The 16,916-nt window shown below is 59.0% G+C and carries 18 protein-coding genes and 1 tRNA gene; 13 read left to right on the plus strand and 6 right to left on the minus strand.

What is annotated here, in order from left to right:
- The 5 genes from AC2FLZ_RS19805 to AC2FLZ_RS19825 form a co-directional block, all read left to right on the plus strand.
- Positions 1–225, plus strand: a 225-nt coding sequence (locus tag AC2FLZ_RS19805; RefSeq protein ID WP_496882643.1) for a hypothetical protein, incomplete at its 5' end; no start/stop codon positions are given.
- A 286-nt stretch (positions 226–511) separates the two neighbouring features.
- Entirely contained in the window at positions 512–1,261 is a 750-nt protein-coding gene (locus AC2FLZ_RS19810; protein WP_480475358.1) for a 5-oxoprolinase subunit B family protein, read from the plus strand.
- On the plus strand, positions 1,258–2,256 hold the full coding sequence (locus tag AC2FLZ_RS19815) for a 5-oxoprolinase subunit C family protein (protein ID WP_496882644.1): 999 nt from the start codon (positions 1,258–1,260) through the stop codon (positions 2,254–2,256). Before AC2FLZ_RS19810 ends, AC2FLZ_RS19815 begins: the two co-directional genes overlap by 4 nt.
- A gap of 12 nt (positions 2,257–2,268) precedes the next feature.
- Positions 2,269–3,030 carry a LamB/YcsF family protein gene (locus tag AC2FLZ_RS19820; protein ID WP_496882645.1) on the plus strand — a complete coding sequence of 254 codons (762 nt, stop codon included), beginning with the start codon at positions 2,269–2,271 and terminating at the stop codon, positions 3,028–3,030.
- A gap of 150 nt (positions 3,031–3,180) precedes the next feature.
- Positions 3,181–4,428 carry a hypothetical protein gene (locus AC2FLZ_RS19825; protein ID WP_496882646.1) on the plus strand — a complete coding sequence of 416 codons (1,248 nt, stop codon included), beginning with the start codon at positions 3,181–3,183 and terminating at the stop codon, positions 4,426–4,428.
- A 55-nt stretch (positions 4,429–4,483) separates the two neighbouring features.
- Here the strand turns inward: AC2FLZ_RS19825 and AC2FLZ_RS19830 are convergent, their stop codons facing one another.
- Together AC2FLZ_RS19830 and AC2FLZ_RS19835 are read right to left on the minus strand one after the other, a co-directional pair.
- Positions 4,484–5,878, minus strand: a complete 1,395-nt coding sequence (locus AC2FLZ_RS19830) for a D-alanyl-D-alanine carboxypeptidase family protein (RefSeq protein WP_480475350.1) — start codon at positions 5,876–5,878, stop codon at positions 4,484–4,486.
- Between the two features lie 279 nt (positions 5,879–6,157).
- Positions 6,158–6,859: an HAD family hydrolase gene (locus tag AC2FLZ_RS19835; RefSeq protein WP_480518624.1), complete on the minus strand. Its 702-nt coding sequence runs from the start codon at positions 6,857–6,859 to the stop codon at positions 6,158–6,160.
- Positions 6,860–6,952: 93 nt separating this feature from the next.
- Between AC2FLZ_RS19835 and clpS the strand changes: the two genes are divergently transcribed.
- The 4 genes from clpS to hemF are packed head-to-tail and all read left to right on the plus strand — an operon-like array spanning position 6,953 to position 10,032.
- Positions 6,953–7,294, plus strand: a complete 342-nt coding sequence (gene clpS, locus AC2FLZ_RS19840) for an ATP-dependent Clp protease adapter ClpS (RefSeq protein ID WP_480475346.1) — start codon at positions 6,953–6,955, stop codon at positions 7,292–7,294.
- A 44-nt stretch (positions 7,295–7,338) separates the two neighbouring features.
- Positions 7,339–8,304 (plus strand): class I SAM-dependent methyltransferase, encoded by a 966-nt coding sequence (locus tag AC2FLZ_RS19845; RefSeq protein WP_496809168.1) that lies wholly within the window; start codon positions 7,339–7,341, stop codon positions 8,302–8,304.
- Between the two features lie 37 nt (positions 8,305–8,341).
- Positions 8,342–9,142, plus strand: a complete 801-nt coding sequence (locus tag AC2FLZ_RS19850) for an SDR family NAD(P)-dependent oxidoreductase (RefSeq protein WP_480475342.1) — start codon at positions 8,342–8,344, stop codon at positions 9,140–9,142.
- Positions 9,143–9,147: 5 nt separating this feature from the next.
- Positions 9,148–10,032 (plus strand): oxygen-dependent coproporphyrinogen oxidase, encoded by an 885-nt coding sequence (gene hemF / locus AC2FLZ_RS19855; protein ID WP_480495567.1) that lies wholly within the window; start codon positions 9,148–9,150, stop codon positions 10,030–10,032.
- A gap of 3 nt (positions 10,033–10,035) precedes the next feature.
- Here the strand turns inward: hemF and AC2FLZ_RS19860 are convergent, their stop codons facing one another.
- Positions 10,036–10,443: a hypothetical protein gene (locus tag AC2FLZ_RS19860; protein WP_480495565.1), complete on the minus strand. Its 408-nt coding sequence runs from the start codon at positions 10,441–10,443 to the stop codon at positions 10,036–10,038.
- A 182-nt stretch (positions 10,444–10,625) separates the two neighbouring features.
- Between AC2FLZ_RS19860 and AC2FLZ_RS19865 the strand changes: the two genes are divergently transcribed.
- Positions 10,626–11,138 (plus strand): toxin-activating lysine-acyltransferase, encoded by a 513-nt coding sequence (locus AC2FLZ_RS19865; protein ID WP_480518620.1) that lies wholly within the window; start codon positions 10,626–10,628, stop codon positions 11,136–11,138.
- The gene (locus AC2FLZ_RS19870) at positions 11,139–12,065 is read left to right on the plus strand and encodes a Hint domain-containing protein (RefSeq protein ID WP_480518618.1); all 927 of its coding nucleotides are present in this window, start codon (positions 11,139–11,141) and stop codon (positions 12,063–12,065) included. It begins immediately after the preceding gene.
- Positions 12,066–12,067: 2 nt separating this feature from the next.
- Here the strand turns inward: AC2FLZ_RS19870 and modC are convergent, their stop codons facing one another.
- Genes modC through modA form a run of 3 tightly spaced genes read right to left on the minus strand, consistent with a single transcriptional unit; the run spans position 12,068 to position 14,642 of the window.
- A complete protein-coding gene (gene modC, locus AC2FLZ_RS19875) occupies positions 12,068–13,168 on the minus strand; it encodes a molybdenum ABC transporter ATP-binding protein (RefSeq protein ID WP_480518616.1) in 1,101 nt (366 codons plus the stop codon).
- Positions 13,165–13,857: a molybdate ABC transporter permease subunit gene (gene modB, locus AC2FLZ_RS19880; RefSeq protein ID WP_480476900.1), complete on the minus strand. Its 693-nt coding sequence runs from the start codon at positions 13,855–13,857 to the stop codon at positions 13,165–13,167. The genes modC and modB overlap by 4 nt, the downstream gene beginning before the upstream one ends.
- A 5-nt stretch (positions 13,858–13,862) precedes the next feature.
- Positions 13,863–14,642, minus strand: a complete 780-nt coding sequence (gene modA / locus AC2FLZ_RS19885) for a molybdate ABC transporter substrate-binding protein (RefSeq protein WP_480495557.1) — start codon at positions 14,640–14,642, stop codon at positions 13,863–13,865.
- A 256-nt stretch (positions 14,643–14,898) separates the two neighbouring features.
- On the opposite strand from modA, the gene AC2FLZ_RS19890 reads away from it, so the two are divergent.
- Both AC2FLZ_RS19890 and AC2FLZ_RS19895 read left to right on the plus strand, forming a co-directional pair.
- Positions 14,899–14,974: transfer RNA gene (locus tag AC2FLZ_RS19890), tRNA-Val, on the plus strand.
- A gap of 146 nt (positions 14,975–15,120) precedes the next feature.
- Positions 15,121–16,916 (plus strand): ATP-binding protein (locus AC2FLZ_RS19895; protein WP_496882647.1); only part of this gene is annotated, 1,796 nt, incomplete at its 3' end.

The raw sequence follows: 16,916 nt of genomic DNA on the forward strand, positions 1-16,916 counted from the left end.
CACCGTCTCTCCGGTGCGTCTCAACCGTCTTTCCAGTCCGTCAGGCCAACCTCAGCTGCGCCGGTGAAGGGGTATTTACGGATTAGAATCCCTACCCGCAAGCGGAAAATGACGATATTGATCTTTTTTTTGAGTTTTCTTTGTTTATTATTTTATTTCAATAACTTATACCCCATCACAATTGCCCGCCACCCTTCCGTCCGGGTGCTATTAGGCATGATCTGACCGGCAAGCCCCAAAAAACAAAAGGGGCCGACACAAGATATTGAGTCTCCGCGATTTCAAGATACAAGTCAGGGCGACTCGAAACGGGAAAACGAGTCGGATTTGCGGCCAGAATACGGTCAAAAACCTCTCACCCCCGACGGACGCCTTGTACTGCGGGTCGCTCCCTGCCGGGATGTGGACGCATCAGGCACAATGTCGGCTATTGAACGCCCTGTCTTGCGCATCCCCTAAAGATGCGGTCAGGTTCCACCAATTCACTCTTCGATCCGAAAGCAGATCAGCAATGGCGCGCAATGTTCAGTTTCCTTTGGTCAGAACCGTCGGATTTGATGGCGCGCTGGTGACCTTTGCAGACAAGATGACCGACACCGCGAACCGGGCAGCGCTGGCGTTTCGGGCAGAAGTGGATCGTCTGCACTGGGATGAGGTGACCGAGTCGTCAGCCTCCCTGGGCTCGGCCTTTGTTCGGTTCGACACGCAGCGCATCTCTCATCAGAAGATGCTGCAAAAGCTTAGGGAACTGGTTGAGCAAAAGGACTGGTACACTACACCGCTGCCTGCCGGCCGCAGGTTGTGGCGCGTTCCGACGGTTTACGGGACCGACCTTGCGCCCCAGCTTGACAATGCCGCCGCTGCTGCCGGCCTGACACCAGACGAAGCAATACGTAGGCTTGGACAGTCCCGCGTGCGGGTTCTGACCATCGGCTTCGCTCCGGGGCAGCCTTACCTTGGACCTCTGGGGCCCGAGTTCAACATTCCCCGGCTGCAAAGCCTGACCCCCATGGTGCCGGAAGGCGCTTTGGTTCTGGCGATCTCGCAATTTGTTCTGTTTTCCGGGCCGACACCAACCGGGTGGCGGCATATCGGACAGACCGCCTTTCGGTGTTTCCGCCCCGAAAGGGCCGAGGCCTTTACCCTTAGACCCGGCGATGAGCTGTTGTTCAAGCCCGTTTCCCGCGACGTTCTGGAACACATCAAGGCCAACAACGAGGACGGCACAGGCGGCGCAACCTGTGAGGAGATTGCACCATGAGCCTGATCGTCCACCGGATTGGCCCGGCCTGCACCATTCAGGATCAGGGGCGCACAGGCTATCTGGATCAGGGGCTGTCCCGGTCGGGGGCGGCGGACATTCTGGCCTTGCACGAAGGGGCGGCGTTGCTGGATCAAAGCGCAATACTTGCGGCGCTGGAAATGGCCGGGATGGGGGGCGAGTTCGAGGCGACGCATAACATGCGCATCGCCCTGACTGGCGCGCGGATGCAGGCCAGTATTGATGGCGGCCCTGTGGCCTGGAACGCGTCGCACCAACTGATCGCCGGGCAAAGGCTGGTTATCGGGGCGACGCTGGCTGGAAACTATGGCTATCTGCATGTGGGCGGAGGTATCGATGCCGAGGTTTTTCTGGGGTCCCGCTCAACCCATCTGACAGCGCGGATAGGCCGGGCGCTACAGCAGGGTGACAGGCTGACCTGTGGACCGGATGCAGGCAACAGCGGGATGAAACTGGCTGCTGCCGAGCGGTTTTCGGGCGGGGTGCTGCATGTGATTGCCAGCTTTCAGACCCCTTTGTTTGATGGCGCAACACTTGAACGGTTTGCCCAAACCAATTTCCGGCGCGGCGCACGCGCCAACCGGATGGGCATGCAGCTGGACAGCGACGGCGACGGCTTTGCTGCCTCAGGCCAGCTGAATATCCTGTCCGAGGTGATCACCCCCGGCGATATCCAGATGACCGGTACTGGCGACCCGTTCATCCTGTTGCCGGAATGTCAGACCACGGGCGGGTACCCTCGTATCGCGACCGTTCTGCCATGCGATATGCCCCGCGCGGCACAGACACCCGCAGGCGGCGACATCCGGTTCGAATTTGTCAGCATGGAACAGGCAGAAGAAATGCATAAAACGTTCCTGTCAGACCTTGCGCGCCTGCCCTCAAAAGTCGAGGCGCTGGTGCGTGATCCCCATGACATACCGGACCTGTTGTCCTACCAATTGATCGGCGGAGTGATCTCTGCCACCGACTAAGGAGATGTGCCAATGCCAAGCGTCGATCTGAATGCCGATATGGGGGAAAGCTTTGGCCCCTGGAAAATGGGCGATGACGAAAGCCTTTTGAAAATCATCACCTCGGCCAACATCGCCTGTGGGTTTCATGCCGGTGATCCGGATGTGATGGCATCAACGATGAAACTGGCGGCCGAAAACGACGTCGGCATCGGCGCGCATCCCGGCTTTCCCGATCTGCAGGGATTTGGTCGGCGGAACATGAAGCTGCCCCATGACAACCTCCGCAATCTGGTCCGGTATCAGTTGGGGGCCGCAATCGGCATGGCCAACGCGGTTGGCACCAAAGTACGGCACCTGAAACTGCACGGGGCGCTGGCCAATATGTGTTCAGCCGATATCGATATGGCGCGCGCCTGTTATCAGGGCGCATTGGATGTTGATCCCGATATCATCGTCATGGTGCTGGCCGCGACAAAACAGGAAGAGGCCGTGCGTGAGCTCGGGTGCAGCTGGGTGGGCGAGATTTTTGCCGACCGTGCATATAATGACGACGGAACACTGGTTGACCGCTGCCAGACCGGCGCCGTCATCCACGATGCCGAGGTCGCAGGCCCGCGCATCCTGAACATGGTCCGCGAAGGTGCGATCATCACCGAAAGCGGCAAGCGGCTGGAAACATCCATCGACACGATCTGCCTTCATGGAGACGGCCCGACCGCGGTTCAAATCGCTCGCTCGGTTCGCGACAACCTGATCGGGGGCGGTGTCGAGGTCACGAAATTCACCCGCTGAACATCATGCGTTAACGTCGGCAACCCAATTTCACGACTGTTGCCCGTACAGCTCTCAGCGCCTAGCATGACGGGCAAGCACATGTTCTGAAACCTACAATTTCAAACGATAGCTCGCCCCGGTCGGGGTTCCGCGCACGGAGGTAGTCGAATGTCCTTTGATCTGATGTCCTATCAACCCCGAGGCGACAAGAAGAACTCGGACTTCTTTGCGGAATACCTGCCGAAAATCTACGAGCGCCGGACAAGTTCGGGAATTGCCGATCAGGTCGGGCCAATGCGCGCGATCTGTATGCAGGTCGAAACCGGCGCGCTGTTCGATACGCTGGTCGAGCTTTACGTGATGACACCCTATCGCCACACCGCCAGCTATCTGGGGCAGACCCACAAATTCTCGATCCTGCATTCGCATCCCGACTATCCCGCGCTGATCGTGATGGCCCCGCACAGCCCGGGTTTCGAAGACTTTATTCCCCGCATCAATCGCATGTACCCGCTGGCCCGCAACACACCCCAAACGCGGTATGTTGGCGAGGTTTTCGCGGCCTGTGATCTGAAGGCGCTGACCGGGACGCTTGAGGATCAGAACATCCGCTTCGAATATGCCGGAGACACCGAAAACCCGTTCTACACATTGGACGGCTTCCGGTTCACGACCCCTTCGGATTTCACCTGTAACCGGGTCGGATATTCGACACATGATTTCAACGACACAGACAGCCTGGGCCTTGGTGATCGCGTGTTGCTGAGTGACGCGGAACAAGCCCGGCTGGATCAGGCCGCCGCTTTCGGATCGGACAGCAAAATCGCGCCTTTGATGCTGGGCATTGATCATCTGGCGACGCGCGTGCTGGCGGGTGAGCGCGAGGATGCGATCCTCGAATTCCTGACCATGGTGCCCTACTATTTCTGGGGGGCCTACAACATCTTCGACATGAACTCATCAACCAACGTGAACCGCAACGCCAATGTGGATGATGACAAGAAATCCCCGGCCAAGGTTTTCACGGCCAATAACACGCCGTCCTTCGTCAACTCATTCGCCAAGCTGCCGATGCCGACCGAAGATTTTGTGCGCAATTTTGGCCGTCGCCTGCATCACATGGCAGTCGAGATCAAGGATGGCGATCATGGCGCCGGGGAAAAGAATGTCGACTTTGTCGTGAACACGCTGAAGGACAAGGGCGTGCCGTTCCTGGCGCATGTAGTGGGCGAATGCAAAGACGACCCGAACCTGAAGCAGATCTTCTCAAAACACTCGAAGAACACGCTGCTGATCACCGAATATATCGAGCGGTGTCACAAGTATGACGGGTTCTTCACCAAGGACAATGTCGCCGCCCTGACCGCCGCCGCGGGACAGGACGAGCAATATCAGCACGGTCACGTCTTCGATTAAAAAAAGGCTGCGGATGACCGCAGCCCAGACCCAACAGGAGAGAATATGCCGGACCTTATGATGGCCCGATCATGAAACAGGTGACATTGCGGGCTTGCAGGCGGCGACACGCCAGATCGGCCTGTTCCCGCGTCATGCCTTGGAATGTCGCGTCAAAGCCGCGCGAGCTCTGACTGACCTTGCGCAGACTGCCATCCAGCGTGGTCATCTCCGACAGCGCCGTTTTCAGCAGAACCTTCTCGGCCTCGTATCGTGTGGTGTAGCGGCCCACATTGACCCCCCACAGATGCCCACCGGACGAAGACAGGCGGGTAACCACTTCCTGCTCGGGCTCTGGCTGGCTGACGGGCTCGGTCGAGGCCAGCACCAGATTGTCCGGGCGCAGCGCCGGTCGGGTATCGGATGTTTCAACTGGTGGGGCGGCTGGGGTTATATCCGCTTCGGCAATCGCTGCGGCAATGCCGCTGCTGATACGGTCGCTGTTCTGGTCTGCCGATGCCGCAACCGCACTTGCAACCTGTGTCGCGGCGCTGGGGCGCCCAAGCGGGCGCAGGCTGGATTTCGGTGCGCCGCTCAGCGCTGCGACCTGGGTATCGCCCCCCAACCCGGCATTGCCCGCATAAACCGGGCGCTCAGGCTTGCGAATGGGTGCGCGCGACGGGGCAAGGCGAAACCCCAGATCCAGCAGTTCCGCAACCTTGGCGTTCCGCGACTCTCCGGATTTTCCGCCAAAGACAGTTGCGATGATACGCTCATCCTTGCGTTTGGCCGACGCCACCAGGTTGAACCCCGCCGCACGTGTGTATCCGGTCTTTATTCCGTCCGCACCCTTATAGGCTGCCAGCAGGCGGCGGTTGGTGTTGGGAACAGTCTTGATACCGGCATCCGTCGATTGGCGCGAGAACAGGTTATAATACTGCGGGTAATCGTACAGCAGATGCCGTCCCAGCGTGGTCATGTCGCGCGCGCTGGACAGGTGCCCTGCCTCAGTCAGACCATGCGCATTCTTGAAAGTTGTGCGGCTCATGCCCATCGCTTTGGCGGTTCGGGTCATGCGGCGGGCAAAGGCCGCTTCCGAGCCACTGATGGCAATGCCGATCGCCGTAGCCGCGTCATTGGCCGATTTTACCGCAGCAGCACGGATCAGATAGCGGAACGCAATCGTCTGGCCCGCGCGCAGGCCCAACTTCGACGGGGGCTCGGCCGCTGCCTTCTGGGTAATCCGAACGGGTGTATCCAGCGTGATCTCGCCGTTTCGCACCGCCTCAAACGCGATATACAGCGTCATCATCTTGGTCAGCGAGGCCGGGTGCAAGCGCGCATCCGCATTGCGTGAATGCAGCTCCTCGCCAGTTCGGGCGTCGATCACCATAGCTGCATAAGGCGCCGCCATGGACCTGAGCGGCGCAAACGCCAGCACACATAGCAACGCTATAAGGAAAAAGCCCATTCGGGCCGGAACTGTCCGCCGAATCTGCACGATCTTTGCCTCTGTCTGCCTCGCGCCGCCGGGTTTTCCCGGTCAGCAATGTTTGTTTTATTATCCCCAAGGCTATCACAGCGACCCAATGAAATAAACCGAAAGCTGAGGTTTTCGCGGTTTCGTTTCATGTCCCGGCAGAGGCTATATCTTGCGGATACAGCCATCAAGACCACCAGATGCGCGATAAAAGCGAAGCTTCGTCAGGATGCGGCTGGGTTTATGCGAAACTGAGGCGAAAAGGCAACATCACTTCAGGTCGCGCAGCAGATCGGCCAGATCGCCCAAATCTCTCAACTCGCGGAATCGGGGGCTGTCGACAGGGGCTTCGGCATGTTCCACCTCCCAAACCAGACCGTGGGGCACATAGACACCCCAGCACCCGGCCTGAATGGGGGCCACGACATCCGAGCGCATGGAATTGCCGATCATCATCGCGGCAGTCGGGCCATCACCGTGACGGTCGAATACGAACCGATAGGTTTCGGGGGTCTTTTCGGATACGATTTCGACACCATCGAACAGATCGCCCAGCCCGGACTGGGCCAGTTTGCGTTCCTGATCGATCAGGTCGCCCTTGGTGATCAGAATGACCCGGTACGCATCGGCAACACCTTCGACGGCCTCGCGGGCATGGGGCAACAGCTCGATCGGATGGGCCAACATTTCTTGCCCTGCTTCGATCAGCTGCCGGATGACCGACGCAGGAACGAGGCTTTCGGTAACTTCGATCGCAGTTTCGATCATCGACAAGACAAACCCCTTGATGCCATACCCATAGCGCTGAATGTTGCGTTTTTCAGCAGCAAGAAGTCGCTCCATCAGGTGATCACGATTGGCATGATCGGCCAAGAGTTCAGCAAAACGAGCCTGCGTCAGCTGAAAAAACCGTTCGTTATGCCAAAGGGTATCGTCCGCATCGAACCCGATTGTCGTCAGCTTGGTCGTCATCCTGTTTACGTCCGCTTGCTCTTTTCACCGGCCATGCACACGTTATATAAGCGCCAAGATAAACCCCAAGCCTGAATCGGACAGTTGCACACGATGCTTGAAATGACCTGGATGATGTCTGACAAGCCGGACGACGACAGTGACGCGTCCGTCCTGGTACAGACACGCCCAAAAACCAAGCGTCCGCCTTTATACAAGGTCCTGTTGCTGAACGACGACTATACACCGATGGAGTTTGTGGTGCATGTACTTGAACGCTTCTTCGGCATGACCCATGCACAGGCGTTCGAGATCATGCTGACCGTTCACAAGAAAGGTGTAGCCGTTGTCGGGGTTTTCAGCCACGAGATTGCCGAGACCAAAGTTGGTCAGGTGATGGATTTTGCCCGCAGGCACCAGCACCCTTTGCAATGCACAATGGAACGCGAAGAGTAAGGCCTTTGGCCTGACGTTTTCCCTTCACTCAGCCGGAATTGCCCATGTCCCCTCGTCTGGAACTTGCCTTGCAAAACGGCCTGACGCTGTCCCCCCCTCTTAGTGTGATCTGCCCTACACCGGATCATGATCTGTCTGCGCTGGCGGGCGGGGCGCAAGTTGTGCAGCCCTTCAAACCCTTTCATGACCATTTCACCGCGCAGGGTTTTGAAACGGTGCCCGACGCGGACGGCTCTTGTCAGGACGCAATTGTCTTTCTGCCCCGCGCCAAAGCACTGGCACGGTCGCTGATTCAGCAGGCCTGTGCGCGGGCGAGCGGCCTGGTTGTCATCGACGGTGCCAAGACCGATGGTGTGGACAGCATATTGAAGGATGTGCGCAAGCGGGTTCCGGTCGAGGGACCGATTTCCAAAGCACATGGTAAGATTTTCTGGTTTCAGGCCGATGATCTGGCCTTTGTGGACTGGGCCGCGCAGAAACAGCAGATGGTTGGCGGATACTACACGGCACCGGGTGTGTTTTCAGCGGACGGGATTGATCCTGCCTCGGCCCTGTTACTGAAGACCTTGCCTGACCGGCTTGGCCCCCGCGTGGCCGATCTGGGGGCGGGATGGGGATATCTGTCTGCGGAAATCCTGAAACGCGGTGGGGTAAGCTCGTTGCATCTGGTCGAAGCGGACCATGCGGCGCTGACCTGCGCGCGGCTTAATGTCACCCAATCCCAGGCGCATTTTCACTGGAGCGATGCCGTATCCTGGACCGCGCCGGAGCCTATCGACACCGTTGTGATGAACCCGCCATATCACACGTCACGCAGCGCGGATCCCGCCTTGGGGCAAGGGTTTATAACCTCCGCCGCCCGCAATCTGACACGCAACGGAACCCTTTGGATGGTCGCCAACCGGCACCTTCCCTACGAAGCTACACTGAACGAACATTTCGCTCAGGTCGGTGAAATTGCCGGCGACAACCGGTTCAAGGTATTCCAGGCCTCTCGCCCTCGGCGTTAAGGCCCGTTAACCTGCGCCCCAATTCAGGAGGATTCGGATGTCCTTTTCCATCGCTGGCAAGACAGCAATCGTAACGGGCGGGGCAAGTGGCATCGGCCTGGCCATCGGGCGGCATTTCGCGGATGCGGGCGCAAATGTCATGTTTGCCGACATAGACGAAAAACGCCTGATCGACGAACTTGGAGAACAAGCCGAAGACAGCAATATCCGATATTTTGCGGGCGATCTGCGCGAAAAGCTGACCATTGCCAACCTGTTATCTGCGACGCTGGATGCGTTCGACCAGGTGGATATTCTGGTCAACGGTGCACGGCAAGTGATCCCGTCTGATCCGCTGGATCCGGATGACGATTCGATGCGCACCCTGCTGAACCAGAACCTGATGCCCGCCTTGCGGCTCAGCCAACTGGTTGCAAAGCGCATGATCAAGCAGGCCGACGGCGATCTCGAAAACCCGGCAGGGACGATCATCAACCTGTCCTCGATCGCGGCCCGACGGACCCACCCCGATCTGATGGCCTATTCCGTCTCGACCGCAGCACTGGACCAGTTGACCCGATCTCTTGCGGTCGCGCTGGCTCCGAAGCGGATCCGCGTCAACTCGATTGCGCTGGGTTCGGTCATGAGCGCATCACTGCAATCGACCCTCAAGGACAATCGCGATTACCGCGTCGATATCGAAAAGCACACACCCCTGGCCCGTATCGCCTCGGCCACGGAACTGACGGAAACCGCGCAATATCTTGCGTCTGATGCCGCCGGTTTCGTCACCGGGCAGATCCTGACAATCGACGGTGGCCGTACCCTGCTTGACCCAGTCGCGGCCCCTGCACATTAAGACCCATGTTCAAAACAGAAAAATCTACCGCCTCCGCCTGGTTTCGCCAATTGCGCGATGACATCGTTGCAGCGTTCGAAGCCCTCGAAGACAGCCACACCAACGGGCCGTTTGCCGATGCCGCACCCGGGCGGTTCGAGGTCAAGGAAACCAAACGCCAGTCGGACGATGGGTCAGACGCGGGCGGCGGGTTGATGTCGGTCATGCGCGGCGGTCGAGTGTTTGAAAAAGTAGGTGTCAATGTCTCGACCGTCTACGGCACGCTGGGCGAACGTGCGCAACAGGCAATGGCGGCGCGCAAAGGCATCCCCGGAATGACCGAAGACCCGCGCTTCTGGGCGTCGGGGATCAGCCTTGTGGCCCATATGCAGAACCCCCATACCCCGGCGGTTCACATGAACACACGCATGTTTTGGACACCCCATGCCTGGTGGTTCGGTGGCGGCTCGGACCTCAACCCCTGCATCGAGTATCGCGAGGACACCGCGCATTTCCACGCCACGCAAAAGGCGCATCTGGACCCGCACGGACCCGCCCATTACCCGCGCCTCAAGGACTGGGCCGACGAATATTTCTACATCCCTCACCGCAAACGCGCGCGCGGCGTCGGCGGGATCTTCATGGACGACTATTGCACCGGTGACTGGCAGGCGGATTTCGCCCTGACACAGGATATTGGCAGAGCCTTTCTGCCCGCCTTCCTGCCCTTGGTTGAAAAGCGCCGCGTTCAGAACTTCTCAGAGGCGGACAAGACCACCCAACTGGTGCATCGCGGCCTTTATGCGGAATACAACCTTGTCTATGACCGGGGCACAAAGTTCGGTCTGGAAACCGGGCATGACCCGGATGCCGTTCTGATGAGCTTGCCGCCGATGGCAAAATGGGTCTGACGATCAGAACGGGTCCGTGATGAAATTGTCGTAGCAGTAGTTCTGCGCCGACACCGCCGACATGTTTGCTCCGACTTTCTTGACCGTGATCGAATAGCCGGGTTTCGTATCGGCCCCCGGCGGCGGGGTCATGGAGAACTGCACTGTTCGCACGCCGGGTTCATACGCCCGCCAGATATAGATCCTCTGCGAGTTCGGAACGCCAAGTGTGCGAATGGCATAATCTCCGATCCCGCACCAATAATTGACAGGCGCGGATGATCCGACAGCCTTCACCTCGTAAACGCCGTTCGGCAAGGGCGTGATCTCGGTACGGAACTGCGGCCGGACTGACAGGCCGAACCCAACGGCCCCGGCCACCGCAGGCGCTAAAATAAATGTGGCAGCGATGAATGGCTTGAGAAAACGCATGATCCAGATATCCCAAAACAATGGCACCAATACCGATAGCATAACCACGACACCCTACGAGTAAAGTGGGGCACACCAGCTACGCGGACACAGTTATTTGGGGAATTCCCACTATTCATATCGCCGGAAACGAGTACACTACCCGAAAGCATTTATAACACATCAAACTATCGGCAATTCCGTTGACCAAGAGCTTTCCAAAAGACTGGTTCGATTTCCCGCCTGAGAAATACGCGGATCTGGGTGCGATGTTCTATCTCGCGGGGCTTACGAAAACGCACCAGAAACGTAACCTTGCGCAGGTTCTTTATGCGTTCGAAACCCCGTTTCGTCTGGGCCAATACCAGATCTTCAGACAGAATGGCTTTCCCCGCGGATTTGTCACTTTTGCCGGTCTCAGCCCCGAGGCCGAGTATCGCTATGCGGTGAAAGAAACCTTTCTGACGGACAAGGATTTTACCAGCGGGTCATCCTTTTGGATCATCGACCTTGTCGCGCCGTTTGGACAGACCAGTCAGATTGTTGATATCCTCAAGCAAGAGATCCCGCATCCGCGCGTGCGCACCAACCGAATGGACAGCGACATGACACGCAACCGGATTGTCGAATGGACGCGGGACGAAGCAGGCGAGGTTCATATGCGCCTGTACCGAAAAAAGGAATTTGAGCGGGTGTTGCAACAAGGCGAGGTCTAGTTGGTTTCAGTTCCGATCACTGGTGAATTGACCGGCGACGTGACCGGGTCCCCACCCAATGTGGCGATGGGGCAACCCACCCTGAACAACGGAAACTTCACGCCGCTGACCCAAACCTGGACGATTGCGACACCTCCTGCCAACGGCACCGCGACGATAGACCCAAATACCGGAGAGTGGACCTATACGGTCGATCCGACGTATTTCGACAGCCTCGACAATGGTGAAGTTGTCTTTGACTCCTTCTTCATCAGCGTCTCAGGGACAACGCAAACCGGTCCTGTCACACTTCCGTTTACCGGCTCTCCGGATCCGGTCGAAGTGGTCATAAGGATCGAAGGCGTCTGTTTCGCAGCTGGAACCCTGATCGAGGCTGAGGACGGTCCCCGTGCCATCGAGTCCCTGAACGTCGGGGACAAGGTGGCGACAGCCGATCACGGGTTGCAACCTGTTCGTTGGATCGAAAGCAGCACGATCCCGCCCGACCGATTGCGCACCGAACCTGCGATACGGCCCGTTCGCATCTCGGCAGGCAGTCTGGGGCCTAACACCCCCGCGCGAGACCTGCTGGTGTCTCAGCAGCACCGTATTCTGGTGAAGGGCCCCTGGGTTGAGCTGCTTTTCGGAACCGCCGAAGCGCTGGTTGCCGCCAAGCACCTGTGCCGATGGCATGGAATAGGGCTCGATACCTCGGTTGAAACGGTCGAGTATTTGCACATCCTGCTGGATCGGCACGAAATCCTTTCGGCGGATGGAGCACAAGCAGAAAGCCTGTTTCTGGGGGAAGAGGCGCTACATACACTTTCATCCGACGCGCTTCAGGAACTGGCCGCAATATTTCCCGACCGTCCCTGCTCTGGACATCAGGGGTTTGGACGCGCCGCACGCCTTATCCTGCTGGAACACGAAGCCCGCGCACTTGCCTGAGGTCAGGTGCCGGTCCCGATGCGGCCACCGACATTCTGCGGGGCCAGCGCAACCGTCTTGATCACGGCATGGCATGTGCTGCCCGGCTGCAAGTTCAACGCCGCAACCGACCGGCGCGTGACCCGCGCCAGAACAGTCCCTGCCGGTGTCCTGACCGACACGATCGCACCGGGACCTTCGCCCGACCGGATCGAGTCGACCGTCCCGCTGAGCACGTTCAATGCCGACAGACCCTCGGGTTTTTGGACGGACAGGATCACCTCCTGCGCCGGAATGCGAATTCGCAGATGCGTGCCGACCTCCTGCCCGATACGTGGCAGAAACAGACGCGCGCCATTTGCGTTCAGCTCGGTCAACCCGTCGGTGTGGTGCTTCAGCACCTGCACCTCCAGCACGGCACCGATCGCGCGCACACCTGCCGGTGCCACAGTCGGGTCAGACAGAACCTCGGACGCGGGGCCGTGGCGGACGACCCTGCCATCCTGCAAAGCGACAACCGATGTGGCCAGACGGGCCACCTCGTCGGCCGAGTGGGTCACATACAGGATCGGGACAGACACCTCATCCCTGAGACGCTCGAAATAGGGCAGGATCTCCGCCTTGCGGGCCTCGTCCAGCGCCGCAAGCGGTTCATCCGCAAGGATCAGCCGCGGGCTGGCCAGCAACGCCCTGCCTATCGACACGCGCTGTTTTTCGCCCCCTGACAACCCGGCTGGACGGCGGTTCAGAAGGTGGCCGATCCCCAGCATCTCGATGACCTTTTCCGGGTCTTCCCGCCGCGCGCTTTTAGGGGCGAACCACCGGCCATAGGCAAGGTTCTGGCGCACGGTCAGATGCGGGAACAACCGCCCCTCCTGAAAAATATAGCCCAACCGCCTCCGGTGCGGCGGCAGCCAATGCCCCCTATCGGTGTCAAACAACACCCAGTCATCCACGGCCACCCTGCCCGCGCGCGGCCGCAGCAATCCGGCCACCGCGTTGACAATCGTGGTCTTGCCCGACCCGGAACGCCCGAACAGCACGGTCACACCGGATGGGGCGTCAAAACTGACCTCCAGATCGATCCCCGGCAGTTGATGGTGCAAACGAACAGACAAGCTCATGATCCGGCCACCCGCGCGGCGGCGCGCCGTCCCACATATTCCGACAGCAGCAACGCGCCCATGGCGATGACGATCGAGATCAGGACCAGCCTTGTTGCAGCAGCCTCGCCCCCCGGTACCTGCAAAAAGGCGTAAACAGCCGATGGCAATGTCTGCGTCTGTCCCGGAATATTCGACACGAATGTAATCGTGGCCCCAAACTCACCCATGGCCTTGGCAAAGGCCAGAATGGCCCCGGCGATGACACCGGGCAGGATCATCGGCAAGGTTACGGTCAGAAACACCATAGGCCGCGACGCCCCCAGCGTCGCCCCAGCCTGTTCCAGCTTCGGGTCAACCGCCTCGATCGACAGACGTATCGCCCGGACCATCAGCGGAAACGCCATGATACCTGCGGCCAGCGCGGCCCCAGTCCAGCGAAAGGCGACCACAATGCCGAACTCGGCCAAAAACCGCCCCAACGGCCCCTGAATGCCGAAAGTCAGCAACAGCAGATACCCCGTCACTACCGGCGGCAGGATCAAAGGCAAATGCACCAGACCATTCAGAACCTGCCGCCCGGGGAACCGCCAGCGGGCCAGAATGTAGGCAACAAAAATGCCGAACGGCAAAGTGGCCAGCGTCGCCCAGAACGACACGCGCAGCGACAGCTTCAGCGCTTCAGCTTCAGCGGGGCCCAACCACTCCAACGCGATCACCCGCCCGGCAGGGAAAATCCCTGCTCCTGAAAAATTGCCAAAGCCGCATCGCCGTGCAGATGATCCAGAAAAGCCCGCGCCGCACCTGTGGCATTACCTGTCATCGCCGCCGGATAGATGATCGGAGGGTGCAGGTCGGTGGGAAAACTGGCCACAACACTGACCCGCTGTTCCGCCTGCGCATCCGATCGATAAACGATCCCCAGAGGCGCGGCACCCGTTGCCACAAGGGCCAGCGCAGCGCGCACATTGTCGGTTTGTGCCACTCGGTCCTGCACCGCCTCCCACTGGTTCAGCCCCTGCAAAGCCGCCTTGCCGTAGATACCGGCGGGCACCGCATCGACCAGCGCCATGGCCAGAAAGCCTTCGCCCAGCTCGGCCCTGAGGTCATGAACCACCCGAATGTCACCCAGAACAGGACGCCCCGCAGCGCCGATCAGAACCAGACTGTTGCCCAGCAAATCCGACCGTGTCCCAGGCTGCAACAAGCCCTGCTGTTCCAGATAATCCATCCAGTCGGCATTGGCAGAGATGAAAATGTCCGCAGGCGCACCCTGCTGAATCTGACGCGCCAGCACTGAAGACGCTGCGTAGGACACGGTGACATCGTGACCCGTCCGCTCTGTGTATTCCGTCGCGATTTCGTCCAAAGCGGTCTTGAGGCTGGCTGCGGCAAAAACCAAAACCCCTTCTGCCCCGGCCCGGACCGGAGCCAGCACAAATGCGCCAAGGACCAGTGCCACCATCCAGATACGGCAGGCGAAGGGTAGGATCATGTGTGCTCCCGACCGGAAAGTTGCAGTCTCTTCGGGCATATCGGAGGCCATAGGGCGCTTGCAAGCGCCTTTGATCTTTTACACCCGCTGATCCAGATCAGGCGCTGGCAACCCACCCCGGCCAGCCTCGTCAACCTGTGGTCACCCCAGGCACGCGTTGATGGGGGCGGCATTTCCTATCCGCAACCCATCGCGGAATAAAAATCTCACAGACCCTCTTGCGCACGCCCGCTGGCTTGGCTACATGCAGCGTCACGGGTGATTAGCTCAGTTGGTAGAGCGCTTCGTTTACACCGAAGATGTCGGGAGTTCGAGTCTCTCATCACCCACCATCCTTTCCCCACAGTGTATCAAGGTCTTACGCGACTGGCATCTATTGCTATGCTGCGCATGAAACCGTGTCCGCTGCGCATTGATCGCCCGGCAGTTTAAATAGCGTTTTCTTGATTAGTGACGCGTATCTCAGCATGATCCGAATATGTCGGTTGAAATGGACACGTGGCTTAACGACCTCGGACTGGGTCAGTACGCAGATGTTTTTGCGGTAAACGACATTGATGCGCGGGTTCTGCCACTGCTGACAGGCGACGACCTGAAAGAGCTTGGGGTAAGTCTTGGTCACCGAAAGATCATCCTTGCGGCAGTTCAGGATTTGGCTGGCTCTAGTCACCTGTCTTCATCAGCGCCTGCCGCAGGAGAGCCCACCCGCGAGAATACTCGGCCATCCGCCGTTGATGTCGTGCAGGGCGAAGCTGCACCGACGAAAAAGCCCATCGCGCCCGCGGCTGAACGGCGTCATCTGACAGTCTTGTTTGCGGATCTGGTCGGCTCGACAGAGCTGACCAACCGTTTTGATCCCGAAGACATGCGGGATCTGCTACAGAACTATCAGGATACCGTCGCGGGGGCAGTGAGCAGGTATGGTGGCTATGTTGCGAAATACCTTGGCGACGGTCTTCTTGTGTTTTTCGGCTGGCCAACAGCCTACGAAGATCACGCCATTCGCGCAATAAAGGCGGGGCTTGAGTGCGTCCACCGGGTTGAAGAGCTCAACACTCCTGACGGTGAGCGTTTGTCGGTCAGACTGGGTATCGCGAGCGGCGATGTCGTGGTCGGCGACACGATCGGCGAAAACTCGTACGAGGAAGGTGCCATGACCGGGCCGGCGGTCAATCTGGCGGCGCGGATACAGGAACACGGCCTGCCGAACTCGGTGGTTTTGTCTGCGGAAGAAACCGAAGCCGCCTTGCACCGGATATTCGAGTTCGAGACCCTTGGATCAACTCAATTGAAGGGGTTCAAAGACCCTCGGACCTTGTTGAAGGTCGTATCGGAACGCAGCGCGGAAAGCCGGTTTCGCGCGTCGTACAAGGATGACGCCGACAGTACCATGATTGGCCGGGACTACGAAAAGGGTATCCTGTTGCAATCGTGGCAGCGCGCCCAAAGCGGTCATGGTGAGGTGGTTCTGCTGTCGGGTGAGGCGGGAATAGGAAAATCGCGCCTGACTGAGGGGTTTCTTGCGGATGTCACGGCAACCGGACAGGCCGATGTGATAAGGCTGAACTGCTCTCCCTATCTGACCAGCAGCCCCTTTCATCCGGTCACCCAGCGAATCTCGCAGGATGCAGGTGTTGAACCGGATTTTGATGACAATCAAATTCTGGAGCATGTCAGGAAGCTGCTGGAAGGCCGGGAAGGTCTGGACTGGGAACAGGTTCTGCCTGTCTTTGCAGCGCTGGTCGCGCCGCGCAGCGCACTGGCTCGTGAAGTTCTCGAGATGTCGCCGCAGGAGCAACGCGACATAACGATCCAAACCCTGATCCATACGGTGCAGGTCCGGGCAAGCGTGCGCCCGGTTATTCTGTGTGTTGAGGATGCACATTGGATCGATCCCTCGACGCAAGCCCTGCTGGAGCGGTTCAAGGCGATTTGCACCGATCTTCCCCTGATGATCCTGATGACCCACAGACCCGGGTGGGACTTGGCCCGCGATGACGGGGACACGCATGTTCAAACACTCCTGCTGCGCCGGTTCGGTTCTGCTGATGTCTCGGATCTGGTCCGCAATATCACTGGCAAGGACCCGGACGATGCCTTGATCGCGACGATCATCGAAAAGACTGACGGTGTGCCCCTGTTTGTCGAAGAATTGACCCAGGCGATCGTGAATGCAGATGAGCAGGGACAAGTCCGCATACCATCGTCGCTGAAGGGCGCCTTGATGGCGCGGCTTGATGCAGTTTCGCCCGAGGCCAAACAGGTCGCGTTGAC

Source organism: Ruegeria sp. YKSF131 (genome assembly GCF_059612645.1).